The following is a 25720-nucleotide window of genomic DNA, read 5'->3' as shown; positions in this document are numbered from 1 at the left end:
ATGCGCCTTTGCCTACGGTCGTCCCGAAGAAATAAATCACTCTGACTTGCAACTAGTTAAATAGCAATATATGAATTTATGATCGTCGTCACCTGTAAGGATGACCAGGATCATACGACGCCTGCCCTTAGGCCGCTACCTTTGTGAAGAATTGGTTTACAATCAATATATTGTCACTGCTATCTTGATAAGTCATGATCGACATCAATCTACTGCTGAAAAAAGGGGCGACTTACCGACATGCCGAAGCAGGCGAAACCATCTTCAACGAAGGTGCACCGGCGGCATTCTACTATCAATTGGTTGCGGGTAGGGTCAGGTGGTCAAATTTCGACGATAATGGAAAGGAAATACTCCACAAGATTGTCGAACCCGGCGAAAGTTTCGGTGAATTTCCCCTCTTCGATGGGGAGCCCTACGCAGCCAGTGCCGTGGCCGACTCACCTTGTACGATATTACGGTTATGCACCGCATCCTTCCATGAATTATTGACCGAACGGCCTGATATCCACCTCGCATTCACCAAGGCGCTGGTTGCACACCTGCGCTTCAAATTCTTCGTGCTTCACGCCCTGTCCAAAAACCATCCACAGGCCGTTCTTTCAGCCCTCATCGATTACTTCAATCGGCAGGGTAAACTCATCTGCAAGGACTGCAACCGGCTGATGGTTACCCGCCAACAGCTGGCCAATATGGCCGGCCTGCGGGTAGAAACCGTTATTCGGGCAATCAAGCAGATGCAACAGGAAGACAAATTATGTATCGTGAAAGGGAAAGTTTTTATTCCGGCCGATGGCATATGATTGCCAGGCTCCGACATATCACGGTACGGCAATGGATGATATTGGCGTTATCCAACCTCTTATTGGTTGCCGCACTGGGCATGTTGATGCGGCTGAAAATGCTGCTTCCCCTACCCGCGATCAATCAAAAATTTCTACTTCACGCGCATTCCCACTTTGCCTTTTCAGGCTGGGTATCCCATGCGCTGATGGTATTGATGGCCGCCGTTATTGCTAACCGTAAAAGCCATGAAAACCTTTCCTTGAAGTACCAAGTCTTTCTCGTAGCCAACCTGCTCGCGAGCTACGGCATGCTGGTTGGCTTCTTTTTTCAGGGCTACGGCCCATTTTCCATCTTCACCTCATCTGTTTCGGTTGTAATCTCGTATGGTTTCGCGGTCTTATCGTGGCGGGATATGACAAAGGCCGATCGCAAATCAAGCGGCTATCGTTGGTTTCGGGCAGCGCTAGTCTTTCTTGTGCTCTCATCAATCGGCACCTTTTTTCTGGCCTACTTAATGGCGTCCAACAATACGGATTCCCGGTTACAGCTTGCCTCGGTATACTTTTACCTGCATTTCCAGTACAATGGCTGGTTCTTCTTCGCGTGTATGGGGTTGATACAGCATTGGCTTATTCAAAAGAAAGTAACCCTAACCCATACGAGGATGGTATACTGGCTGTTTGCATGGACTTGTCCCGTCACCTACCTGCTTTCCATACTTTGGTGGGATATGCCCGGCTGGTTGTACGCGATTGCCGTGGCCGCGGTAGTTGGGCAAGGCACCGCATGGATTGCCTGGATACGTGCTTGGGCGATTAAATTGCCTTTATTCCGGCACCACATCCCGATGGTTTCCAAATGGCTGTTTCTCGGAGTCGTTACCGCAGCGACCATCAAATTCACGCTCCAAGGGCTTTCGGTCATTCCATCCCTGAGTCAGTTGAGTTACGGTTTTCGCCCCATTGTCATCGGTTATTTGCACCTGGTACTGTTGGTTATCATCAGTCTATTTATCATCGCTTATGCCTATCTGAACCGGTCGCTGACAAGCAATCGGCCAGCCTTCGTTTCGACATTCATCTTGGTGGCAGGCATCGTATTGAATGAGCTGTTGCTGATGGCACAAGGGATTGCAGGATTGACGTACGTCTACATCAAGCATATCCCATTACTCCTCGCCTTCGCCGCCGCCATTATCCTGATCGGCCTGACTGGCCTGCTTTGGAGCCAGCGTAGCGAATAAGCCCCTTATTATTCCATTATATTTCCCTACATCTCCCATATCTTCTTAACTTTGCCTTGTAATCAAAAACAACGATTTCATGTCATATCGAATAGAACACGATACCATGGGTGAGGTACAAGTACCTGCCGACAAATATTGGGGCGCACAAACCGAGCGTTCGCGCAACAATTTCAAGATCGGTCCCGCAGCTTCCATGCCCCGGGAAATCATCGAAGCATTTGCCTACCTTAAAAAGGCCGCGGCTTACACCAATATGGACGCGGGTATATTACCTACGGAAAAACGCGATCTGATTGCGCAAGCGTGTGATGAAATCCTGGCGGGCCAGTTGGATGACCAATTCCCTTTGGTAATCTGGCAAACCGGATCGGGTACCCAATCTAACATGAACGTCAATGAAGTCGTATCCAACCGGGCGCATGTGCTGCAGGGCCATAAACTGGGTGAAGGGAAACCCTTTATTCACCCCAATGACGATGTCAACAAATCACAATCATCGAACGACACCTATCCCACGGCCATGCATATCGCGGCATATAAACGATTGGTGGAAACGACTATACCCGGTGTTGAAAAACTGCGCGATACACTGAAAGCAAAATCGGAAGCATTCGCCAACGTCGTAAAAATCGGCCGTACGCATTTGATGGATGCCACACCGCTGACACTCGGACAGGAGTTTTCGGGGTACGTAGCGCAACTCAATTACGGCCTCAAAGCGCTTAACAATACGTTGGCACATCTCGCGGAGTTGGCATTGGGCGGCACTGCCGTAGGAACTGGCATCAATACGCCAAAGGGCTATGCCGAAAACGTGGCCCAATATATTGCTGACTTTACTGGACTGCCTTTCCGCACGGCACCCAACAAATTCGAGGCGCTCGCTTCCCACGATGCCATCGTGGAAAGCCATGGTGCATTGAAACAGCTTGCTGTATCGTTGCATAAAATCGCCAACGACATCCGGATGCTAGCTTCCGGCCCGCGTTCCGGCATCGGCGAAATCCATATTCCGGAAAACGAACCGGGTTCATCCATCATGCCGGGCAAGGTAAACCCCACGCAATGCGAAGCGCTCACGATGGTGGCCGCGCAGGTTATCGGCAACGATGTGACCATCGCATTCGGCGGCGCCAATGGGCACTATGAACTCAATGTATTCAAACCCGTCATGGCCGCCAATTTCTTGCAATCTGCCCAACTGATCGGCGATGCCTGTGTATCCTTCAACGATCACTGCGCCATCGGCATTGAACCGAATGATGAAGGCATCAAAAAGCATGTAGAAAATTCGCTGATGCTTGTTACGGCACTTAATCCGCACATCGGTTACGAGAACGCGGCCAAAATCGCCAAAAAAGCACACAAAGAAAGCAAATCGCTACGGGAAGCCGCGCTTGAACTGGGATTACTCACCAACGAACAGTTTGACGAGTGGGTACGGCCAGAAGACATGATCGGTGGGTTGAAATGAGTTGCCGGTTATTTTTAGCCGTTGCGTTCCTTTTGCTGGCAGGAAGCTGCCGCTTCAATCCTGATATCCAATACGAAGGCGCTGATTATTTGCAAGGAGTATGGAAGCAAGACAGCATTCCCATGCAGCACGCGTTGTTGCGGTATACGCTGCATGAGCTGAAATTCACCTGCGACTCCGTCTACGCCACCATGCACGTTACCTCCAAAGCCAAAAATATCGCTGATTCCTGCTATAATGAAGGGCAATGGACAGAATATGCCAAAGGAATCTATGTGGTAAGGGGTGATAGTTTGATTGTGGATGGACTATACACCAAAGCCGATTGGCGCCAGAAAATCTCGGGTTGCTACCGCATCGGACAATACCTGCCCCGTTTCAAAATCGTCCGCTATACGGCCGACTCGTTGATGCTGGAAAACCGTTATGACCAACGGCCGCTCCTGTTGCGTAAAACGGCCGATATTACTTGTGTACCCAGGAAACGCTGGGAATGACCAGGCCGATCAAATCAATTTTTGCTCCAGTGCCATTTTCACCAGCACTGCTGTATTTTTTGCACCCAGCTTGAGTAACAGGTTCTTACGATAACCCTTGATGGTCTCAGGGCTCAAAAAAATCTGTTCGGCAATTTCACCGTTGGTTAGTCCCTCCGAAATCAAGCGGAGCAACTCGCGTTCCCGCGGGCTCAGCCAGATATTCTTCGATGATGGCTTCTTCATCAAGAGGTCGATTTCATGGCAGAGGAATGTCCTACCAGCGGCCACCGCCGCTATGCCGGCCAATACCTCATCGGCCATGGCATTCTTGACCAAGTAGCCCGAAGCACCATTGTCCAACATCTGTCGTACAATCGCATATTCGTTGTGCGTCGTCAGTGCCAACACGTTGATTTCCGGAAACTGCGCTTTCACTTCCCTGCAGAAATCCACTCCGCTGACGTCCGGTAAGCCGACATCGAGGAGCAATACATCCGGCCTCCAGAAGCCGAGGGAAAGCCGGCAATCCGCAGCGCTGTGTGCTACACCGATAACGGTCGCAATACCCGATTCATCAATCAGGTTCGCCAATCCCTCGGTAAGAATTTTATGATCATCTATGATGGCTACGCTAATCATTGCTGTCTTTATTTGTCAATTGCAATTCCACGTGGATTTCCGTCCCATGTCCGGATGAATAAATCGCCATTTTACCCTGAAAAGCCGCCACACGCTGGCGGATATTCTGCAATCCCATCCCTTCCGATACCGTATGCTCATCAAAGCCTTTGCCATCATCCTGTACGGTGAAGGATAGTCGCTCGGGCTCCTGAATCAATTGCACATTAATCTGCGTACCCTCGGCGTGTTTCAGCGCATTATTGACCAGCTCGTGGATACATCGGTAAACCATGATTTCCAGTTTCTCAGGCAGGCGTGCCTCATCCCCAAAATAATGGAATTGGGCGATCGGGATGGCGTCACAGAAATCCGAGAGGGAAATCTTCAAGCCATACCGCAGGAGTGACTCCGGCATCATGTGGTGCGCCACGCGGCGAAGCTCCTGAATGGAATCATCAAGCATACCCAACGCTGTCTGAAAGCGGGATACATCAACCGCTTCCAGCAACGCATCGCCCTTCACCCGTGGCAAATTGATTTTCACTGCAGACAGCATGCTGCCCAGTCCGTCGTGCAGGTCCTTGGCTAGGCGCGACCGTTCGGCCGCTTCACCATCCAGCGTGGCCTGTACCGCAACCAATTGCTGTTCCTGCTCCAAGCGTCGGGTTTCGGCTTCTGCCAATTTCCTCCGGCTCACCGCCAACCGGTACCGTATGAAGGCGAATGCCAGTGCGATAAGTAATACGGTTGCCCCTGCAACACCTAGCCAGCCATGCAATTGCCGTTGTTTTTCTAAAGCACCTATCTTGAGTTCTTTTTTTTCGGTTTCGTACTTTACCTCCATTTCGGTCAGGGAGTTTTGATACGTTTCATTGCTATAATTGTCTACAGCCGATTTGTATCGTGCAAAATACTCCTCCATCGCATCTAGCTTTCCCAAATGGGCATATATCAACGGTAGGTTGGAAAATACCGTTAGTTTCAGATGATGATCTGTCGAATCAGTTTCCAGCGCCACCAATGCAGCTTCGGCAGATCTTTCATATTGTTGCATGTAATAGCTGATACTGGAGATATCCGCATACGAATGGGCAATGAGGTTTGTATTGCCAGTCTCTTTTGCCAGATGAAGACCTTCTTCCGCATATTTCATCGCATTGAGGTAGTCGTCATACTGAAAATAAGCCCCGCAAAGTGTTTGCAACGCACTGATTTCGTTAGAACGACTACCTGATTGCCGATGGATTTTAAGTGATTCCTCCGCATAATGTATGGCTTTTTCTTTGCCGCCCTCTTCGTACTTATAGACACTGCTCAATGAGAGATAGATGTCGCCCAAGTTTTGACCGTTTTCATGCTTCAACGCAATTTTTTCTGCCTTGCCGTAATAATACAACGCTTGCGTATTATTCTGCATCAGGTGATAGGTTCCACCGATACCCATATAAACATCGCACAATTGTTGGTCATCTTCGAGTTGTTCGCCGATTTTCACCGCTTCGAGATACCGTGCCAGCGCTTTTTCGTATTGCCCTTGCCGTCGATACAGTTGACCGTACATCTTAAGGGTAGACACCTCGCTATCTTCATCTCCGTTTTGCCGCGCCAACGCCAACGCTTTGTCTAAATAAACGGCAGCGGAATCATACATGGTGCTCACGTAATAGGAAGACCCGAGGTAATACAGAAATGCCGACTCGGATTTTTGATCGCCTTCCTTTTTCGCTATGCTCAGCCCCTCCGCGCTAAACAACCTGGACCGGCTGGGATGGTCATTGATATACCCCAGCGCGAGCTCTTTATATACGTCTATTTTTTCCGCATTCGTCAACTCCGCTGTTGCCAACGCCTGCTCCAACGAATCCAGCGACTGCCCCAGCACCGGGGCAGCAATGCCAAACGCTAGGCAGATAAGCAACAGTCGCAGCCACGGGATATCTCGTCGTTCATGTTTTTCCATCAGCTTTTTTATAAAGGGGTTATCCAGTTGCGTTAGTTATTACGATAGCAAAGGTAGGTTGTTTATACCCAATTAAAAACCCCCTTTGGGGGGTAAGTACGGTGCCCGGTAACCGCGTACTTTTGTCTTGTAATAATATCAAAAACTAATTAACAAACACCATGAAGATGACCATTCGAAAAACCCTGTGGCTGCTACTGATTGCAGGAGTGTTTACTTCCTGTTCCAAAAATGACGGCGGTGAAGACACCGGCCCCGATAAAGAACTGTCTGGCGACTTATTACTGATCGAGCAAAAGAAAAACGGACAAACGCTATCCAAATTCGAATATGACGAGCGAAATCGCGCAACCGTCCATTACCTAATGACCGAAAACAGCGGTGACCTGCATACCGTTACATTCACCTACGACAGCCGGGATCGGCTCATTGCGCTAGAAAGGAAGGCTGACAAAGTTTATTTGAGGGAATCGTATACCTACGAGGGGGATAATGATAGGCCGACAGCGGGAGTCTGGACCGATGATAGCGATGTAGTTATTCCCATACAATACACCTACACCGAGAATACGGTTACCGAAACATTTTTTATCGAAGAGGCGACACAGACGTCCACGTACACCTTTGATACCAGGGGAAACCTGGCAACGGCCCTGATTGGGCAAGCGCTTCAGGAATACGGCGATTTTGACGACAAGAAAAGCACGCATACCAGTTACCCCTGGGCGTGGAAAATTCACTACGTAAACAACCCTCGGTCTGTGAAAATAGCCGGTGTGGTCGACCAAATCTGGGAATACACCTACAACGACGCCGGCTATCCGGTAAGCGCCAAGGTTTACAACCGGGAATCCAACGAGGTGGTGGAAACCCATGAATACCGCTACAAGAAGGCCAATTGACTATTTGGGATATGAGATTTCAATCCTCGCTGTGGGGTTGACTTTTAAATTCTGAACCGCAAATGGCTGCACATCCATAGGTCACAAAAACTAAACGTATACAAAAAAAGCGTCCTGACAGCTGTCAGGACACTTTTTAATTTACAATCAACTAAAACTATATTCGGTTAAAATGGCAAATCATCGTCTTTCCCATTGTCAGCGGCGATATCCACAGTAGGCGGCGCATCAAACGACTGCGGGCCGGGAGCAGACTGCCCTCCTGCTCCTACAGGTGAACCAGTGACCTTAGACACACGCCAGGCTACCAATGAATTGAAGTAGCTGGTTAATCCATCCCTATTGGTCCAAGGACGCCCACGCAGATTGAATGAAACTTCCACCTCATCACCCACATTCAAGTTATCAAATATCGCCGTCCGATCTTGGGTCGCTTCAAACTTGATATACTCAACGAACTGTGGATTCTCCGCATACTGCACAACCAGATCCCGTTTCTTAAAAGTATCGGTAACTTGCTGAACATCACCAATTTCGTGTACTTTTCCTCGTATTTCCATTACTTCTTTCTTTTTGTCGAAACCCAGGTTAGTAAGCAATCACCGACCCAAGCCCGCCGTTCCGTTTACTACAAATTACATGTTCTTAATGAAACGGTAAAATTACATATTTTTTACTTACGATAATAAGTACCTTTGCCAAAATCTTATGGAAGTTTTCAACACCCCCAGTAAAATCATCATTACCTGCAACAGAAGGCTCTCACCCTATCTGCAGGGTGAAATCCGCCAATTGGGATTCGAAATCAAGCGTGGTTTCGCAACGGGAGTTGAGCTGTCGGCGACAGTAAACGATTGTATCCGGCTCAATCTCAACCTGCATTGCGCCAGCCAAGTACTTTATTCCCTTCATTCATTTACCGCCAGCAATCCGGATGAACTTTATGAAGCCCTATCGGCAATTCCGTGGGAGGACCTTATCGCGTTCGACGGATACGTTTCCGTAACATCCAACGTAAACAACCCCACGATATCCACGCCATTATTTGCCAATCTAAAGGTAAAAGACGCCATTGCCGATCGTATAAAGAGCAAGAAAGGACTGAGGCCAAATAGTGGCCCCGATTTGCACAAAACCGTCGTACACCTTTACTGGCAGGACGACCAGGCCGAAGTCTTTCTCGACACATCGGGTGAAACGCTTGCTAAACATGGCTACCGCAAACATCCCGGCAAAGCACCGATGCTGGAAGCATTGGCCGCTGGGGTGGTCTATGCGACCGCATGGGACGGGCAGTCGGCTTTCGTCAACCCCATGTGCGGATCGGGCACACTGGCCATCGAAGCGGCACTTATCGCAACCAACCGCAAGCCCGGTCTATTCCGCATGAACTACGCTTTTATGCACATTATAGGGTATGACGAACAGGTTTTCTTTGCCGAACGGCGAAAGCTGAAAGAGCAGGTAAACAAAAAGACGGCAGCCAAAATCATCGCATCAGACTTGTCCAAGGACGCCATTGACATTGCCTTGATGAATGCCAAGACGGCGGGTGTGGATCAACTGATCGACTTCCATGTCTGCGATTTTGCCGACACGCCATTACCGGCGGGTACGGGTTTGGTGGTGTTCAACCCCGAATACGGGGAGCGTCTGGGCGTCCACACGAAACTTGAAGCCACGTATAGCCGCATCGGCGACTTCCTGAAGCAACAATGTGGTGGCAAACGTGGCTATGTGTTTACAGGCAATCCTGATCTTGCCAAGAAAATTGGCCTCCACACTTCGCGGCGGGTCGAATTTTACAATGGCAAACTAGATTGCCGCCTATTGGAATACGAAATTTATGCGGGAAGCCGCCGGGCAAGGGAAGAAAACACCGATTGATGCAACCTTACATTGATCAAACGGCCGATTTCGTACGCAGGCAGCTTACCCATGCGGAAGCCGGCCATGATTGGTGGCATATCCTCCGGGTGTGGAATAATGTAAAGTTCATCCTGCTCCACGAGCAAGCCGACCGGATGACATGCGAACTGGCCGCCCTGCTCCACGATATTGCTGACAGCAAATTCCATGATGGCGATGAATCCATTGGCCCCAGCATAGCGGGGGAGTTTCTGGCTAATATCAATGTAGCCACCGAGGTAGTGACGCACGTGCAGGCTATTATCAGCAACATGTCTTATAAAGCGAGTCTGGGCATCGTGTCTTTTCACTCCAAAGAACTCGAAATTGTTCAGGATGCCGACCGTCTGGACGCCATGGGAGCAATCGGCATTGCCCGTGCCTTCCATTATGGCGGATTTAAAAACAGGGAGTTATATAATCCCAACATCCCACCTCATGTCCACCAGGATAAAGAAGCCTACAAAAACAGTACGGCTCCCACCCTCAACCATTTTTATGAAAAGTTACTGCTATTGAAAGGCAAGATGAATACCGCAACGGCACGGCGGATGGCTGAGGAACGACATGTATTCATGGAGCAATACCTCACGCAATTCTACAAGGAATGGGAAGGCAATTAAAAGCCACCCATTACCATGTTCAGGCTCTCTCTCGCCATTCGTTGATTATACTCATCGGTCATGCTTTTATGATTGATGATGTCAACGATGGTACCGATCCAGCAAAAACCTAAAGTGAGAAAATAAATAACACCCATCGCTACTTGGTTGAGTACGAAACGTTGGATACCGGCAAATCCGAGGAATCCGATCAGTGTAAATAGCATGATATCCTGTGCGTTTTTCCGTTTCCCACTGTATAGAAACACGAAACTTTTCAGTTGTTCCTCACTTAACGTGGCGGTGGCGTGCTGAAGATACATCAATTCTTCGGGGGTAATCCCCTGGATGCTCATCAATATATTACGGTTGTTCATCGTGATTATGTTTTGTCCAACTACTATATGTTCTTTGTGATAACCTGTATATCCGGTGTGCGATGACGAAAAATGCCGGTATTCCCAACCAATGCATACGGAACGATGCTTGTATTTCCCCGTGCATAAATAACGAAATCGAACGTCCCAATCCGCATCCAGGGCACCAGTCTATCCCTGCATTTTCCAACGGGCATAACGTAAAATGGTGGCTATGCGGATTGGAAAAGTAAAGCAAGATAAGCGCCGACATCCAACAGGCCCATTCGATGGGCAGGTTCGAAAACGATAGCTTGCTGTACATTTCCATTATGATGCTCGATTGGTTATAAAGTTACAATAGATTTCCAAATTATCACAAGCCCAATTTCACTCGTTTAATAAAATGATTACCTTTACCCATCTTACGCTAACATAAATGTACGCAATTCGTGAAAATTTAGAAACATGAAAACTGCAATCCGTATTTTTTTGACATTAATCGTGTGTACCATGTGGCACGTATCTACTGCACAATCCATTCAAACCCACGTCATCGCCCATCGGGGGGCGTGGAAAGTGGAAGGCCTACCCCAAAACTCCATTGCCTCCCTGCACCGTGCCATCGAATTGGGATGTGCTGGCACCGAATTTGATGTACACCTCACGAAAGATGATGTGTTGGTGGTAAACCACGACAAGGATTTTTATGATATTGACATCGCTACCGCTACCTATGCGGAATTGTTAGCCAAGAAACATCCCAACGGAGAAGCCATCCCCACAGCGGAAGCCTATCTGCGCGAAGGGATGAAACAGAAAAAGACCAAGCTGATCTATGAACTCAAGTCTTCCGAACTGGGCAAGGAACGTACGCTGCATTCCGCTGATTTGGCCGTGCAGCTCGTGAAAAGTCTGGGCGCCGAAGAGCGGGTGGAATATATCGCCTTTGACTATGACGCCTGCAAACGCATCATTGAGCTTGATCCGGATGCCAAAGTGTATTACCTTAATGGCGACGTGACGCCGGCGCAGGCTAAAAAGGATGGTCTCACCGGGTTGGATTACCATTTCAGTGTATTCAAGAAAAACCCTACTTGGATAAAAGAATCGCACGACCTTGGCCTCGCCATCAACGCGTGGACCGTGAATACCGAAGATGAAATGCGCAACCTACTGCATCAAAGGGTCGAATTCATCACGACAGACGAACCGGCCTTATTGCTTGATGTCATTGAGCGGCATAGTAAAGATTAAAGAACTAGAATAAGGAGGAACTACCCGATGAACAGGAGCAGCTTAAAAACATGCATTTCCACGTCTTTCCTGCTGTTGGTGTTTACCCAGTGTGATACCCTTAACCAGCTCGGTAGCGCCAGCGGAACCGGTAGTTCCACGCCATCCGGCAACCCCACCACATCCGTTAGCTCCAGTGAGGCTGCATCGGGTATCAAGCAGGCATTGAGCCAGGGGCTGGACCGCAGCATCAAATCGTTAGCTGTTCAAGACGGTTTTTTGGGTAACGCTGCCGTGAAGATACTGATGCCTCCTGAAGCACAGAAAGTAGAAAGCACCCTCCGGAGTATCGGTTTAGGCTCGCTTTGCGACAACCTTATCCAAAGCCTCAACCGGGCTGCAGAAAGTGCAGTAAAGGAAGCAGCCCCGGTTTTTGTGTCGGCACTTTCGCAACTGACTATCCGCGACGCGACGAATATCCTGCTCAGCGGACAGCAGGATGCCGCCACTGATTTTTTTAAACGAACCACTACCAATGAGCTTGCAAAGCGGTTCAGCCCCATTGTGGAGGGTGCCCTTGGCAAGCATAACGTTGCCCAATACTGGAGTGCCGTGGTAACGCGTTACAATCAGATTCCCCTGGTAAGCGATAAAATAGAAACCGATCTGAACAAGTATGTCACCCAGAAAGCGATAGCTGGCCTGTTTTACCAGGTCGCGCAGGAAGAGTTGAAAATACGCGACAACCTCGGGGGTGCACGCACCACGCCATTACTGCAAAAGGTATTTGGATATGCCGATAAGCAAAAAAAATAAACCTTTGCCTATGAAGACGTTTTTGATTCCCATGGATTTTTCGGATGTGTCCTATACGGCAGCGCAATATGCCGTGGATATGGCCGCACACCTTGATGCAACAAAGGTGATTTTTTACCATTCCTATGCCCATAGGCCTTCTGATGGCTATGATGAACATACGGGATACCAGCAGTCGACCATTAAGCACCTTGAAAAAATACCGATAAAGCTGCACCTACCAACTGCGCGATCAATGGAGCGCTTTGTATTTTTGGCCGACGACAAATCCGTCGCGGCAGGTGTAGCGGCCATTGTCGAACAACATGCGGTGTCCATGATCGTGATGGGCATCGCCGGATTATCCGACATCGAAAATACGCTGATTGGCCGCAATACGATGGCCGTAGCCGAATCCGGAGCTGCACCCTTGCTCATCGTACCACGTAACCATGTTTTCAGGCCAGTTAATAAGGTGGTCTATGCGACCGATTTAAAAAACGTAGCGTATGTTACCCCGTCAGCAAGTATTATCCGCTTGGCCAGCCAACTTCACGCCGAAACGCATGTGGTGCATGTGGATGCGGCAACGCAAGGGCAGACACCCGATAAAATCCTGGGTAAGCAGGAAATCCTCAACATGCTGGAATCCCTCCACCCCATCTTTGAAGTTATCAGTGAACACATGGACAAGGCTGAAGGCATTTTTGACTACGTAAAAAAACACCAGATCGATCTTATCTTGATGGCATCACGGAACTACGGCTTTTTTCAACGGCTTTTCCATAGCAGCGTAAGCAAAAAACTCCTGAATATTGCCGATGTACCTGTTGTATTGCTGAAGAATAAACCCGTGGCTTGACACAACTACGGGTGCACGATGTTATGGAGTCCGTTCCTTTTTGTCCGGCCGTAAAATCAGTCGCAATGTCGGGTCGTTGGTAATAAATGACCATGCCCAATTCGTGGCCAGCACAAACTTATTGCGGAAACCGATCAATGGAATGATGTGGACGAACAACCAACTGACCCACGCAATCCATCCGCTTAGAAATCCGGTGGGCAAATCGACGACAGCCCGGTATTTCGAAATGATAGCCATTGTTCCCTTGTTGTGGTATACGAACGGCTTCATGGGCTTACCGTCAATCAAGCGCGACAGGTTTTTGCCCAGCAATGTTCCTTGCTGAATCGCTACCTGGGCTACCTGCGGGTGGCCTTCCGGATAATTGGCATCATGCATCGAAAGGCATTGGTCGCCCAAGGCAAACACCGTATCGGTTTCCGCCATCCGATTGAAGGCATCCACTTTAATACGCCCACCAGATATAACGACTTCTGGAGCAATCCCCTCAACACGGACGGCGGTCACGCCGGATGTCCAAACCAGGGTATCTGCGGGAATGGTCTCACCATTGCTCAATACGACATTGTTGGACACGTAATCAACAACCTTGGTATTTAGGATAATCCGGGCACCCAATTTTTCGAGCACCTTGTAAGCCTCCTGTTGTGCCTTTGTGCTCATTGGTGGTAGTAATACCGGTGCGGAGTTGACGATATACAGATGGGATTTGAGATCGCTTAACTCGGGGTACTCCTTAGCTAAAATTTCCCTGCCCATTTCGGCGAGAATACCTGCTAACTCCACCCCTGTAGGACCGCCTCCGGCAATGACAACATTCATCGCTTTATTCCGTTCGGCCAGATCGGTAGTCCGTACGGCACACTCCATGCGTAATAGGATGTGATTCCGCAGGTTCATCGCATCATCAAGCGTCTTCATCGGCATGGCATACCTGGCGATATTTTCAAAACCAAAATAATTTGTCGCGGTTCCCATAGCCAACACCAGATAGTCGTATACTAGCGTACCCGTCGTAGTCTCTACCTGTTTCGCCATCGGATCGATGCGTTTCAATTCACCCATATGAAACCGGACATGGGGCTTTTCCTGAAACAATCGTCGAAACGGATAGGAAATATTGGACGACTCGATAAACGCCGTGGAAACCTGATAAATCAATGGTGGGAAAAAGTGATAATTATTTCGGTCTACCAACGTGATCAAAAACCGCTTATCTTTTTCCAATTGCTTAACAAAATTGATCCCTGCAAATCCGCCGCCGATGACAATGACGTGTTTGGTATTATCTTTCATTCGGATTTTTTAGCTGAACTACCGCTCAAATTACATAAAGTTTTTCAGAATTCCCGGTAAACGTATAAAAACGGTCAAGTTAAACTCCATTTCGGCATGTAATTGGTGATAGCGAAGAATCGATTTACACAGCGGATATTTCCTATCTTTGGCACCACCATGAATGATTCGACAATAAATACACTGGCTACATCAACCGTATCTGACCGGTTCATCCGATACGTTCAGGTAGATACCCAATCAGACCCTTCATCACAAACTTATCCTTCCACCGAGAAGCAGAAGAACCTCGGGAGGCTGCTGGCAAGCGAATTATTGGCGATGGGCATCACTGACGCTCATATGGATGATTACGGCTATGTCTATGCGACCATTCCGGCAACCAGCGATAAAAAGGTTCCCACCATCTGCTTCTGCTCGCATATGGACACCTCCCCGGATTCCTCCGGAACAGACGTGAAGCCCATTGTGCATCGAAACTATCAGGGCGACGACCTGGTCTTGCCTGACGACCCTTCAGTCATTATCAAATACGACGAACATCCCGATTTATCAAACCAACTCGGCAACGACATCATCACGGCAAGCGGCACGACGCTTTTGGGTGCAGATGACAAGGCAGGCATTGCGGAAATCATGACTGCTGCTGAATTGCTGATGGCTCATCCCGAAATCAAACACGGCACCATCAAAATTCTCTTTACGCCCGACGAGGAAATCGGTCGTGGCGTGGACAGGGTGGATTTAGCTAAACTGGGTGCCGACTTTGCCTATACCGTAGATGGCGAAACGGCAGGTTCCATTGAAGATGAAACGTTTTCCGCGGACGGGGTTACTGTCACGATTAACGGCATCAGCGTCCATCCGGGATTTGCCAAAGGTAAGCTCCAAAGTGCCGTCAAGATTGCATCGGAAATCGTCAGCAAATTACCCCAAGAGCGGCTTTCACCGGAAAGCACCAGCGGCCGAGCAGGTTTCGTGCATCCGGTATCCATCAATGGCGGCGTAGAACAAGTTACACTGGATTTCATTGTGCGTGATTTTATCGATGAAAACCTACAGGCCCACGAACAGGAACTGGAAGACATCGTGAAAGCCGCGATTGCCCGATACCCGGGCTGTACCTATCAATTCCGGGTCAGCGAACAATACCGAAACATGAAACAGGTACTCGATAGCCATCCACAAATCATGGAAATCGGATTGGAAGCCATCCGTCGCGCAGGGATGCAACCACTTCGGCGAAGTATACGCGGGGGCACCGACGGTTCGAGGCTTTCATTCATGGGCCTCCCCTGTCCCAACATTTTCGCAGGCGGCCACGCCTTCCATGGCAGGCAAGAATGGGTGACTATACAGGATATGGAAAAGGCCATACGGACGATTTTACATATCACGCTATTGTGGGAGGAAAGATCATAAAATCTTCAAATACGGACTAATAACGGAACATATGCCCTCAAGCGATTTCGAAACAATCAAAAAGCTAATCACCTACCGGCGCTCGGTATTTCCTCCTAGTTACACTGATCAGGCAATACCAGCCGAATTACTGATTGAGTTACTGGATTGTGCCAATGCAGCGCCTACGCATAAACTCACCCAGCCCTGGCGATTCGTCGTATTCCGCGAAAGCGGATTGACCAGGCTAGCGGATCAGCTGGCCGCGTTATATCAAAGGCATACGCCTGCTGAGCAATTCCTGCAAAAAAAACAGGAGAATACACGCGAAAAAGTGCTTCGGTCGGGTGCAGTCATCGCTATTGTTGTATCCTACAGTGACACCGTACCCCGGTGGGAAGAGCTTGCTGCCACGGCATGCGCCGTGCAGAACCTATGGCTTGCCACGGCGGCCGCGGGTATTGGGGGCTATTGGAGCAGTCCCGGTACAATAAAGCATCTAGGCGATTTCTTAAGATTGGCCAATAATGAGGAATGCCTTGGTTTCTTTTACATGGGTTATCATGACGAATCGCCACGGAAGCCGACCCGCAAACCAATTGCTAAAAAAATAACATGGGAGGGTTGACACTTATTCAAACGTGATCGCCACCACTCCCCTCGTCCCGCTCCACAAAGGCCCCCCCACCAATAATCGCCGCGCGGCGCCCGAGAGCCGGTCATCTACATTTCCGGTTTCTCGAATGGAAGTCGGCTTTCCCTGCGCATCAATATCAAAGGCTAAGGTTACTTTTCCTGTTGCGCCGGTACCGCTTCCGGCGCTTGCAAGGTAGGCGTTGAACTTCTCCCATCCGCCTTCCGGCAACGCATCCAGCCCGTCGCCCTCCACGGCAGCTGCGTGAATCGCCACCCTGCTTCCAGGGGATGCCAACTCCACATGCACTTCTTTCTCGGTAGCCCGAGACGTCTCGGGATGACGGCGTATCCACAACAGCACCAGTACGAGCACCATCAGCACGCAGGCAGTAGCCGCCACGCCTAAGCGCTGCCAACCGAAATAAAACGCATTGCGTTCTTTCGCCTGCACGGCAATGCGGGCAGCCAAGCGTTGTTGTAACAGGCTCAACCGGCGATGGCTCACCTCATCTTGCATTCCATACCCATCAAGGGCGTCCTGAAGCAACGGGTCGTCCAGTGCTTCCCGCTCAAGTTGATACATCTCTTCACGGCTCAGTTTGCCATTGAGGTACTGTTGTATGCGAATTACGTGGTAGTTTTCGTTCATCCTTGTTTTTTCTCCATACAGATTTTCAGGTTACGTTTACCATTCTGAATATGGCTTTTCACCTTGTTAAGATCATAGCCGGTAATTTCGGCCACCTCCCGATAGCATTTCTGTTCCAGATAAAATAGCCGCACACATGTTTGCTGCTCGGCATTGAGCTCACCCAGGCAAGACTCCATCAGCACGAGCCGCTCCTCGGGAATACGCTCCCCACTATCATGTTGATGCAGAAATAGATCACTTTCCACAAGGTGTTCATCAATATCGACCACACTGATACGATTGCCTATCCGTAAATCCATCAAGCAATGGTTTCTCGCCAATGAATACAGCCAGCTCTTGAAATTACTGACCTCATGGATACGCAGTTTGGTGATAAGTGATTCGAAAATCTGCATCACTGCGTCTTCACTCTTTGCCTCGTCTTTGTAATATTTGAAGCACAGCCCATAGACAAGCGGCATATACGGTTCGTACAACCTGCCCAAGAGCTGCAAATTGCCAGTCTTTCTGTATTCCTGTACTAATTGTTGCTCTGACTGCACGGATCGCCGGATTTAAAATTCGGTACTATGTTACTGCCTCCAACCAAACATACAAAATTTACTTTTGATTGCAATTTTCCAAGCCCAAATTACCCACCTTGTTCTATGAAGATGCAACCGCCAATCCGTTTCCATAATGTCTAACGTTAACAAAGAGCCGGGACGAGTTTCCCCGCCCCGGCTCCGCCTTCATGTGTGTTTGTGAATTTCAGCTGAACGCTTAAAAACACCAGCCATTTGCTTCGATTAGCTGTTTGGCTACCCGTTGCCGGGCATCTTTGATGTTGTAGGGTTCGGCTTTTGTAAAACGCCGGAGCCCCACGAGCATCATTTTCAATTCATCCCCCTGTGCAAAGGAATGAAGTGCTTCTTTACCCGCCAGATATACGTTATCAATCGCGGTATGCAAGTAAATCCGTGCCGCATCAAGCTGCCCCTGCACGGCGCCCTCACCACGCAGCTTTACTAATTTTTCCGCGCGCAATAGGATCGATTCAGCGATATAAACATAACCGATCATATCTGCAATATTCATCAGGATCTCTTGTTCTTTCTGTAGGGTCATCATCAATTTCTGCACAGCCGCCCCCGCCACCAACAAACCTGCTTTCTTGAGGTTGGCGATGAGCTGTTTTTCGTAGGCGAAGGGCTTATCGTCCGGTTCTCCGAAATCAGGGATGGCCATCAGCTCACTGGCCACGGCTTGGGCAGGTCCCATCAGGTCGAGTTCGCCTTTAAGGGCACGTTTCAGCAACATATCCACGATGAGGAGTCGATTTACCTCATTCGTACCTTCAAATATGCGATTGATCCGTGAGTCGCGGTAGGCGCGCTCCATCGGAGCATCAGCGGAATATCCCATCCCACCATATATCTGTACGCCCTCATCGACCACATAGTCGAGCATTTCCGATCCCCATACCTTCAATATCGCACATTCGATCGCAAACGCTTCAGTTGATTTCAATTTAGCCTTTGCAGCATCCATCCCGCCAGCCACCAGTGCCTCATACGCATCGTCGATATTTTGCCCTGCCCGGTAGGCCGCACTTTCTATGGCGAAATTCCGTGTGGCCATCTCGGCGAGTTTATAACGGATGGCCCCGAATTTAGAAATGGATAGGCCGAATTGCACGCGTTCATTGGCGTAACCCACAGCCTGGTTGACTACCCGCCGGGAAGAACCAATTGTCGCTGCCCCCAGCTTGATACGCCCCACGTTGAGGATATTCACGGCAATTTTGAACCCATTTTCCCGTTCGGAAAGCATGTTCTCAACCGGCACAGGGCAGTCGTTGAAAAACACTTGCCGGGTAGACGATCCCTTGATACCCAATTTGTGTTCCTCGGGATTCATGGTAATGCCCCCAAATTCGCGCTCCACAATGAACGCAGTCAGGTTCTTGTCGTCCGCAATCTTGGCAAACACGATGAATACGTCGGCAAACCCACCGTTGGTGATCCACATCTTCTGCCCATTGAGAAGGTAGTGTGTGCCTTCATCATTGAGTTTAGCACTGGTGCGCCCGGAGTTGGCATCAGACCCCGAGTTGGGCTCCGTAAGGCAGTAGGCGGCCTTCCATTCGCCGGTAGCCAATTTCGGAATGTATTTTTCCTTTTGTGCGGCGTTACCATAGTAGAGAATCGGCAGCGTACCGATACCCGTGTGAGCAGAAAGTGCAACTGCAAACGAATGACCTGCTCCAACGGCATCAGCCACCAGCATCGACGTATTGAAATTTTTACCGAATCCACCGTATTCTTCCGGGATGGATACACTCAGCAGTCCCAATTCACCGGCTTTGTCGAGCAGGCTTTGCATCAGGCCCTCCTCCTGCGCATCAATCCGGTCGAGGTTCCCGAATACCTCGGCTTTCAAGAAGTCCTCGCATGTCTGCCGGATCATCACCTGTTCCTCATCGAATTCCTCCGGGATGAATACATCCTCGTAGGACGTTTCCCTAACCACAAACTCTCCACCTTTTATTGCCGATTTATTTCTCGTTTCCATGATCAACCTATTCAACTGTCTTCTTCCATTTATAATAGCTCAAAGATACCTGCCGCACCCTGTCCGGTGCCGACGCACATGGTTACCATGCCGTATTTTTGCTTCCTACGCTTTAGCTCATTGAAGAGCTGCACCGAAAGCTTGGCACCGGTACAGCCCAGCGGATGACCGAGCGCGATGGCGCCTCCGTTTACGTTCAAGACATCGGGATTAACACCCAGCTCACGTATAACAGCCAGCGACTGCGACGCAAATGCCTCGTTCAATTCGATTAAACTCAGGTCTTCCAGTTTCATTCCGGCCATCCTCAATGCCTTCGGAATCGCTTCAATGGGGCCAATGCCCATAATGCGCGGCGGCACACCAGCCACGCCATAACTCACCAAGCGGGCAATGGGCTCAACATTCAGCTCCTTCAGTTTCTTTTCAGAAACGATCAATACAAAAGCCGCTCCGTCTGATGTTTGCGATGAATTGCCTGCCGTGACGCTGCCACCGGCAGCAAATACCGGCTTCAATTTGGCCAATACATCTAAGTTCGTGTCTGCCCGCGGACCCTCGTCAGTATCTACGACATACTCACGGGTTTTTATTTTTTTACCATTTCCAGGATAGTTTGATGCGCCCCACTGCCCCGCATTTACGGCCGCATCGAGATAGTTTTCCCTTACAGTGATGGGCACCACGCCATCTTTAAGATGACCATTTTTGATTGCCGCCACCGCCTTTTGATGCGACTTCAACGCAAACTCATCCTGATCCTCACGGCTAACCTTGTATTCCTTGGCCACGGCCTCCGCCGTAAGGCCCATGCCCCAATACCAGTCGGGATGCCGCTTCGCCACTTCCGGATTGGGAACCAATTTCCACCCACCGAAGGGCATGCCCGACATCACTTCAACTCCCCCGGCGATAATCACATCCGCCATGCCCGCTTTGATCTTGGCCACAGCAGTAGCAATCGTTTCCAAGCCCGAGGCACAATACCGGTTTACAGTCACTCCGGGCACTTTCTCGGTATCCAGTCCCATCAGAGAAATCATCCGGCCGATATTAAGCCCTTGCTCCGCTTCGGGGGTGGCATTACCCACGATCACGTCGTCGATCTGCTCTTTATCCAAATTGGGCACGGAGGCCACGAGCTGCCTAATTACGTCTGTCGCCAAATCGTCCGCCCTGGTGAAGCGGAATACGCCCCGTGGGGCTTTACCTACCGCCGTTCTGTATCCTGCTATGATATATGCTTCCATGATATTAATTTCGTAAGGGTTTACCTGTAGTCAACATGTGTTGGATTCTTTCCAACGTCTTACGCTCCCCGCACAAAGACAGGAAGGCCTCGCGTTCCAAATCCAACAGATACTGTTCGGAAACATCTGTGGGCGACGACAGATCCCCGCCGCACATCACCCATCCCAACTTCTCGGAGATTTTCTGGTCGTGTTCGGAAATGTAGTTACCCGCCCGCATGGAATTGGCTCCGGCATAAACGATACCGAGCCCTTGTTTGCCCAACACGGTAATGTCTGTGCGTTGTACCGGCTGCGTGTAACCAGCTTCCGCTAGCTCCATCGCCTTGGCCTTGGCATCTGCGAGCAGGCGGCTCCTGTTCATGCTTACGGCATACTTACCCGCCTCCAAGTACCCCAGTTCAAACGCTTCCACTGCCGAAGTGGATACTTTGGCCTGTCCAATGGTGAGGAAGCGATCGCGTAGCACCTGTTGCACAATCTGCCCTTCGCGGAATTCATCCGATGCGCGGAGCGCAAACTCTTTGGATCCACCTCCTCCCGGGATAACCCCCACCCCGAATTCCACCAATCCCATATACGTTTCGGCATGGAGTTGCACGAAGTCGGCATGCATGGAAAACTCACAACCACCGCCCAAAGCGAGGTTGAAAGGGGCTGCCACGACCGGGATAGCCGAATAACGCAGCCGCATGGACGTGTTCTGAAAGGTCTTAACGGCGGTATTCAGCTCGTCATAGTCCTGCTCTACGGCCATCATGAAAATCATACCGATATTCGCACCTGCCGAGAAATTAGCACCGTCGTTTCCGATGACCAAGCCCCGGAAATCCTTTTCCGCCAGATCGATTGCCTTGTGAATACCTTGAATGACGTCGCCCCCTATTGTATTCATTTTGGTATGGAACTCCGCATTGAGGATGCCATCGCCAAGGTCTGTTATCGTTACGCCACTATTCTTCCAGACGGTCTTTTCACTACGGATATTGTCAAGAATGATAAAGCCATCGGTACCGGGAATGGGCTTGTATGATTTGCTTTGGATATCGTAGTAATGCTTTATGCCCCGTTCGATCTTGTAGAACGAGTCATGGCCGCTGGCCAGCATTTCGTGTACCCAGTTGGCAACCTCACCGCTGTGGCCGGGTATGCGCTTTTCCTCGGCCTCGATTTTCCCAAGCGTTTCCTTCACCCCCAATGCGTCCCATACTTCGAAGGGGCCAAGCTCCCAGCCAAAGCCAGCGCGCATGGCATCATCGATGCGGAAAAATTCGTCGGTGATTTCCGGTACCCGTCTGGCGACATATTCGAACAACGGATAATGCATCGCTCGGAAAAATGCACCGGCCTTGTCTGTCCCTTCCGCATAGACCTTCATCCGTTTACGGATGTCATCCACCCCTTTCGTGGCTTCCAGCGTTGCTGCCTTTACTTTATCCTGCTTACGGTACTCCAACGTCTTCAAGTCGAGCGCCAATATTTCACTATCGCCCTTGTCGTTTTTTATTTTCTTATAAAAACCCTGTCCGGATTTCTCACCCAACCATTTTTTTTCCACCATCTGCTGGATATAGCTGGGCAATTGGAATACACCCGCGGCCTCATCGTCTTTTGCATTTTCCGCCAATCCGTTGGCGACATTGACCAACGTATCCAACCCCACCACATCGGCAGTACGGAACGTAGCCGACTTGGGGTGGCCCATCGCCGGACCGGTAAATTTATCGACCTCTTCAACCGTGAGTCCAAGTTGCTCTACCAAATGGGTAAGCGCCAACATGGAATATACGCCAATACGATTACCGATAAATGCGGGCGTGTCTTTGCAAAGTACAGTCGTCTTGCCCAGGATTTTATCGCCGTAGTGCATGAGGAAATCGACGATTTCCTGCTTGGTATGCGCGGTGGGGATAATTTCGAGCAAACGCAGGTAACGTGGCGGATTGAAAAAATGTGTTCCACAGAAGTGTGCCTTGAAATCATCGCTGCGTCCTTCCGCCATCAAGTGGATGGGAATGCCCGACGTATTGGACGTGACAAGCGTACCGGCTTTGCGATATTGTTCTACTTGATCAAAAACCTGCTTCTTGATATCCAGCCGTTCCACCACCACTTCGATAATCCAATCCGCGGATGCAATGTCGGCCATGTTATCATCGAAATTCCCCGTTCTGATCAGTTTGACAACACGTTTACTGAATACCGGAGAAGGATTGCTTTTGATCGCAGTTTCGAGTGACTGGTTGACGACGCGATTCCGAACAGCCCTGCTTTCCAGCGTCAATCCTTTTGCCTCTTCAGCAGGCAGTAATTCACGGGGAACGATGTCGAGTAGCAACACGTCCACGCCTACATTGGCAAAGTGGCAGGCAATGCGCGAACCCATCACGCCCGAACCCAATACCGCTACTTTTGTGATGTGTCTGTTTGTCATGTCTATTGTTCTGGTTTATACTGTGTCGCCAATTGATTGATACGCTTCAGCGTATGGATAGTCGCTGCACGTTCTTCGTCAGATAGGTGCTCGTCCAGGTACGCGTTGAATTTCCGAACCACGTCCTTAGCCCGTTCGCGCTTTTCCTTCCCCAGTTCCGTCAAAAAAACTTTTACGGAGCGCTTATCGGCACTATTAGTCTCCCGATAAATCAACCCCAATCCTTCCAGATTGTTGAGTATTCGGGAGAGGCTTGTGGTTTTTACGCCCAAGAGGTTGGCAATCTGCGAGACTGGTGTACCCTCCCTATGGATGTTGATGAGCACATAACCCGTGGCCTGGGTTATCCCAAAGCGACCGGCGATTTGGTTATATTTATTGGCAGCCGACTGCCAAGCCGTTTTCAAATAATAGTCTATCGTATTGTCGTCACTCATACCCAGGGGCTACATGCAATTTATTATGCATGCATAGCAAATTTAAGTGTAATAATTTGAGTATGCAAATTTTGGAGTGTATTTTTTGGTTTTGCAGTTTTCCCAAAAGCCGCTATCTTTACTTAAAAAAAAATGTCTGCAATAAACATCCCCCGCTTAGATTTGCACGATTATACCCAAGGATCAACGGAGCAGCGCCACCGGTTTTCAGCAGCCATTGGCAAAGCGTTCCACGAAACAGGTTTTGTGACCATTGCCAATCATGGCATGGACAGCGGACTGATCGAAGAGCTCTATCAGGTTGTGCAAGCCTTCTTCACCTTACCGGAGGCGGTAAAATCGACCTATGAAATCCCCGGTCTAGCCGGGCAACGGGGGTATACCTCCAAAGGAAAGGAAAAGGCGAAAGATGCAAAGGTCCCCGACCTGAAGGAATTTTGGCAGCGCGGACAGGATGATAATCCCGTTGTGGATGAATTGCCCCGTTTCGATCAGGTGACCGGGGAAGTATTCCGGCGACTGGAAACTGCTGGACGTGAGTTACTCAAAGCGATTGCTGTTTACTTGGGCTTAGCCGAAGATTATTTCGAGTCAAAGGTCGTCCAAGGCAACTCTATCCTACGGGCCATCCACTACTTTCCCATCGAAGATCCGGATAGCCTTCCCGCAGATGCCGTAAGGGCCGGTGCCCATGAAGACATCAACCTCATCACCTTGCTCATCGGCGCCAGTGCCGACGGACTGGAGGTACTCACCCGCGATGGCACCTGGTATCCGGTTAAAGCTCACGGTGAGGATATCGTAGTCAATGTCGGCGACATGCTGCAGCGGCTTACCAACAGTAAGCTGAAATCGACCACCCATCGCGTGGTCAATCCTCCACGGGAGTTGATGAAAAAATCCCGGTTCTCCGTACCGTTCTTCCTCCATCCGAAAGCCGACATGAGCCTGGCCGCGCTGGAATCCTGTATCGATGCCGAACATCCCAAAGCTTATCCGGATGTCGCCGCTGGGGAATACCTCGATGAGCGGCTGCGTGAGATTGGTTTAAAGATGTAAATCAAACTTTTCGGTCAAATACCGCCAATACCGTTTGGGGATATGGCGGATATGGAGTTGGGTATTTTTACGGGCTGGAATGTTGGTGTGGTTAAAATACCCCTTCCAAAGGCGTTGATACAGCACCTCATCCGCTGCGAGTAGATTTTGGGGCAACGATACCCCATCTCCCTTTTCTACCCGCTCAGCAAGCTCAACCGCTACTTCTTCAGTGCAGTCTCCATTGTAATAGAGTCCGTACTTACGTCTACGATCATAAATGAGCCAACGCTGGTCGGCATACCGGTCTGTAAAGTGTTTCCGGATCAACGGTAAAACGTTGTAATCGGGCTCCATGGTCGCAGCAAACAATCCGTCTGCCATCTTTTGAAAACGGACAAAGGCCTCCATGCGATGTTTTTCGCGGTGTACCTTCCGCGCCAATTGGGAAACGAACAACACATGCGCATTGCCAAAATCTTCCATTACATCACCGCCGCGCTCGAAAACGTATCTCGAAAGGTCAAACAAACACTGATAGCCAGCCGCGTCCTCGCCAAGGAACGCAGCGTAGAACCTGTTCAACCCCTCCATCCCAATATGTTTTACCAACCCTTTCCAAACCCGGGCCGCCTTTCCGTGATCCGAATGTACTTCCACTTTGCCACCCAATAAATCCGGTTGGTAGTCATCCTCCCTCATCAGTTTCACGACAGCTGATTTTCGCTCATAGAAAGTAAAGACGGCGGAAAGCAACCCCACTAACGAACCATCAAACACATAGATTTCCATA

26 protein-coding genes are annotated in these 25720 nt (G+C 49.7%); 13 read left to right on the top strand and 13 right to left on the bottom strand.

Annotation, left to right across the window (positions count from 1 at the left end):
* Positions 1-194: 194 nt before the first annotated feature.
* From IEV98_RS08660 to IEV98_RS08645, 4 genes are all read left to right on the top strand, one after another.
* Positions 195-803, top strand: coding sequence for a Crp/Fnr family transcriptional regulator (locus IEV98_RS08660; protein WP_188505457.1), 609 nt, complete (start codon positions 195-197; stop codon positions 801-803).
* The gene (locus IEV98_RS08655) at positions 800-2029 is read left to right on the top strand and encodes a hypothetical protein (RefSeq protein ID WP_188505456.1); all 1230 of its coding nucleotides are present in this window, start codon (positions 800-802) and stop codon (positions 2027-2029) included. Before IEV98_RS08660 ends, IEV98_RS08655 begins: the two co-directional genes overlap by 4 nt.
* 79 nt (positions 2030-2108) lie before the next feature.
* On the top strand, positions 2109-3506 hold the full coding sequence (gene fumC, locus IEV98_RS08650; RefSeq protein WP_188505455.1) for a class II fumarate hydratase: 1398 nt from the start codon (positions 2109-2111) through the stop codon (positions 3504-3506).
* A complete protein-coding gene (locus IEV98_RS08645; protein ID WP_188505454.1) occupies positions 3503-4003 on the top strand; it encodes a fumarate hydratase in 501 nt (166 codons plus the stop codon). Before fumC ends, IEV98_RS08645 begins: the two co-directional genes overlap by 4 nt.
* A gap of 9 nt (positions 4004-4012) precedes the next feature.
* Here IEV98_RS08645 and IEV98_RS08640 read toward each other — a convergent pair whose 3' ends face one another.
* On the bottom strand, positions 4013-4624 hold the full coding sequence (locus tag IEV98_RS08640; RefSeq protein WP_188505453.1) for a response regulator: 612 nt from the start codon (positions 4622-4624) through the stop codon (positions 4013-4015).
* On the bottom strand, positions 4617-6566 hold the full coding sequence (locus IEV98_RS08635) for a tetratricopeptide repeat-containing sensor histidine kinase (RefSeq protein WP_188505452.1): 1950 nt from the start codon (positions 6564-6566) through the stop codon (positions 4617-4619). Before IEV98_RS08635 ends, IEV98_RS08640 begins: the two co-directional genes overlap by 8 nt.
* Positions 6567-6727: 161 nt before the next feature.
* Between IEV98_RS08635 and IEV98_RS08630 the strand changes: the two genes are divergently transcribed.
* Positions 6728-7468 (top strand): hypothetical protein, encoded by a 741-nt coding sequence (locus IEV98_RS08630; RefSeq protein ID WP_188505451.1) that lies wholly within the window; start codon positions 6728-6730, stop codon positions 7466-7468.
* Between the two features lie 167 nt (positions 7469-7635).
* Here IEV98_RS08630 and IEV98_RS08625 read toward each other — a convergent pair whose 3' ends face one another.
* Positions 7636-8028 (bottom strand): DUF3127 domain-containing protein, encoded by a 393-nt coding sequence (locus tag IEV98_RS08625; RefSeq protein WP_188505450.1) that lies wholly within the window; start codon positions 8026-8028, stop codon positions 7636-7638.
* Positions 8029-8176: 148 nt separating this feature from the next.
* Between IEV98_RS08625 and IEV98_RS08620 the strand changes: the two genes are divergently transcribed.
* Both IEV98_RS08620 and IEV98_RS08615 read left to right on the top strand, forming a co-directional pair.
* Complete coding sequence (locus tag IEV98_RS08620) at positions 8177-9355, top strand: THUMP domain-containing class I SAM-dependent RNA methyltransferase (protein WP_188505449.1); 1179 nt, start codon at positions 8177-8179, stop codon at positions 9353-9355.
* Complete coding sequence (locus tag IEV98_RS08615) at positions 9355-9999, top strand: HD domain-containing protein (RefSeq protein WP_188505448.1); 645 nt, start codon at positions 9355-9357, stop codon at positions 9997-9999. The genes IEV98_RS08620 and IEV98_RS08615 overlap by 1 nt, the downstream gene beginning before the upstream one ends.
* On the opposite strand, the gene IEV98_RS08610 is transcribed toward IEV98_RS08615, so the two are convergent.
* A complete protein-coding gene (locus IEV98_RS08610) occupies positions 9996-10355 on the bottom strand; it encodes an NINE protein (RefSeq protein WP_188505447.1) in 360 nt (119 codons plus the stop codon). The two genes, IEV98_RS08615 and IEV98_RS08610, sit on opposite strands and share 4 nt — an antisense overlap.
* Positions 10342-10608 carry a DUF2752 domain-containing protein gene (locus IEV98_RS08605; RefSeq protein WP_229738715.1) on the bottom strand — a complete coding sequence of 89 codons (267 nt, stop codon included), beginning with the start codon at positions 10606-10608 and terminating at the stop codon, positions 10342-10344. The genes IEV98_RS08610 and IEV98_RS08605 overlap by 14 nt, the downstream gene beginning before the upstream one ends.
* A 194-nt stretch (positions 10609-10802) precedes the next feature.
* On the opposite strand from IEV98_RS08605, the gene IEV98_RS08600 reads away from it, so the two are divergent.
* Genes IEV98_RS08600 through IEV98_RS08590 form a run of 3 tightly spaced genes read left to right on the top strand, consistent with a single transcriptional unit; the run spans position 10803 to position 13227 of the window.
* On the top strand, positions 10803-11591 hold the full coding sequence (locus IEV98_RS08600) for a glycerophosphodiester phosphodiesterase (RefSeq protein WP_188505446.1): 789 nt from the start codon (positions 10803-10805) through the stop codon (positions 11589-11591).
* 27 nt (positions 11592-11618) lie between these two features.
* Positions 11619-12386 (top strand): DUF4197 domain-containing protein, encoded by a 768-nt coding sequence (locus IEV98_RS08595; protein WP_188505445.1) that lies wholly within the window; start codon positions 11619-11621, stop codon positions 12384-12386.
* A 10-nt stretch (positions 12387-12396) separates the two neighbouring features.
* On the top strand, positions 12397-13227 hold the full coding sequence (locus IEV98_RS08590; protein WP_188505444.1) for a universal stress protein: 831 nt from the start codon (positions 12397-12399) through the stop codon (positions 13225-13227).
* A 21-nt stretch (positions 13228-13248) separates the two neighbouring features.
* On the opposite strand, the gene IEV98_RS08585 is transcribed toward IEV98_RS08590, so the two are convergent.
* Entirely contained in the window at positions 13249-14526 is a 1278-nt protein-coding gene (locus IEV98_RS08585) for an NAD(P)/FAD-dependent oxidoreductase (protein ID WP_188505443.1), read from the bottom strand.
* Positions 14527-14685: 159 nt separating this feature from the next.
* Between IEV98_RS08585 and pepT the strand changes: the two genes are divergently transcribed.
* Together pepT and IEV98_RS08575 are read left to right on the top strand one after the other, a co-directional pair.
* On the top strand, positions 14686-15948 hold the full coding sequence (gene pepT, locus IEV98_RS08580) for a peptidase T (protein WP_188505442.1): 1263 nt from the start codon (positions 14686-14688) through the stop codon (positions 15946-15948).
* Positions 15949-15979: 31 nt separating this feature from the next.
* On the top strand, positions 15980-16555 hold the full coding sequence (locus IEV98_RS08575; protein ID WP_188505441.1) for a nitroreductase family protein: 576 nt from the start codon (positions 15980-15982) through the stop codon (positions 16553-16555).
* A 3-nt stretch (positions 16556-16558) separates the two neighbouring features.
* Here the strand turns inward: IEV98_RS08575 and IEV98_RS08570 are convergent, their stop codons facing one another.
* The 6 genes from IEV98_RS08570 to IEV98_RS08545 form a co-directional block, all read right to left on the bottom strand.
* A complete protein-coding gene (locus IEV98_RS08570) occupies positions 16559-17212 on the bottom strand; it encodes a hypothetical protein (protein WP_188505440.1) in 654 nt (217 codons plus the stop codon).
* A complete protein-coding gene (locus tag IEV98_RS08565) occupies positions 17209-17757 on the bottom strand; it encodes an RNA polymerase sigma factor (protein WP_229738634.1) in 549 nt (182 codons plus the stop codon). Before IEV98_RS08565 ends, IEV98_RS08570 begins: the two co-directional genes overlap by 4 nt.
* Positions 17758-17977: 220 nt before the next feature.
* Positions 17978-19768 (bottom strand): acyl-CoA dehydrogenase FadE, encoded by a 1791-nt coding sequence (locus tag IEV98_RS08560; RefSeq protein ID WP_188505439.1) that lies wholly within the window; start codon positions 19766-19768, stop codon positions 17978-17980.
* A 29-nt stretch (positions 19769-19797) separates the two neighbouring features.
* Positions 19798-21018 carry an acetyl-CoA C-acyltransferase gene (locus tag IEV98_RS08555; RefSeq protein ID WP_188505438.1) on the bottom strand — a complete coding sequence of 407 codons (1221 nt, stop codon included), beginning with the start codon at positions 21016-21018 and terminating at the stop codon, positions 19798-19800.
* A gap of 4 nt (positions 21019-21022) precedes the next feature.
* Positions 21023-23452, bottom strand: a complete 2430-nt coding sequence (locus tag IEV98_RS08550) for a 3-hydroxyacyl-CoA dehydrogenase/enoyl-CoA hydratase family protein (protein WP_188505437.1) — start codon at positions 23450-23452, stop codon at positions 21023-21025.
* Between the two features lie 2 nt (positions 23453-23454).
* On the bottom strand, positions 23455-23889 hold the full coding sequence (locus IEV98_RS08545; protein WP_188505436.1) for a MarR family winged helix-turn-helix transcriptional regulator: 435 nt from the start codon (positions 23887-23889) through the stop codon (positions 23455-23457).
* Positions 23890-24021: 132 nt separating this feature from the next.
* Between IEV98_RS08545 and IEV98_RS08540 the strand changes: the two genes are divergently transcribed.
* A complete protein-coding gene (locus tag IEV98_RS08540) occupies positions 24022-24948 on the top strand; it encodes an isopenicillin N synthase family dioxygenase (protein ID WP_188505435.1) in 927 nt (308 codons plus the stop codon).
* On the opposite strand, the gene IEV98_RS08535 is transcribed toward IEV98_RS08540, so the two are convergent.
* Positions 24937-25719, bottom strand: a complete 783-nt coding sequence (locus tag IEV98_RS08535; protein WP_188505434.1) for a TIGR03915 family putative DNA repair protein — start codon at positions 25717-25719, stop codon at positions 24937-24939. The two genes, IEV98_RS08540 and IEV98_RS08535, sit on opposite strands and share 12 nt — an antisense overlap.
* Position 25720 lies beyond the last annotated feature (1 nt).

Source organism: Parapedobacter pyrenivorans, assembly GCF_014636865.1.
In the GTDB taxonomy this organism is placed as follows: domain Bacteria; phylum Bacteroidota; class Bacteroidia; order Sphingobacteriales; family Sphingobacteriaceae; genus Parapedobacter; species Parapedobacter pyrenivorans.
The sequence above is the reverse complement of the archived record's forward strand: the minus strand, read 5'-3'. Positions and strand labels throughout refer to the sequence as shown.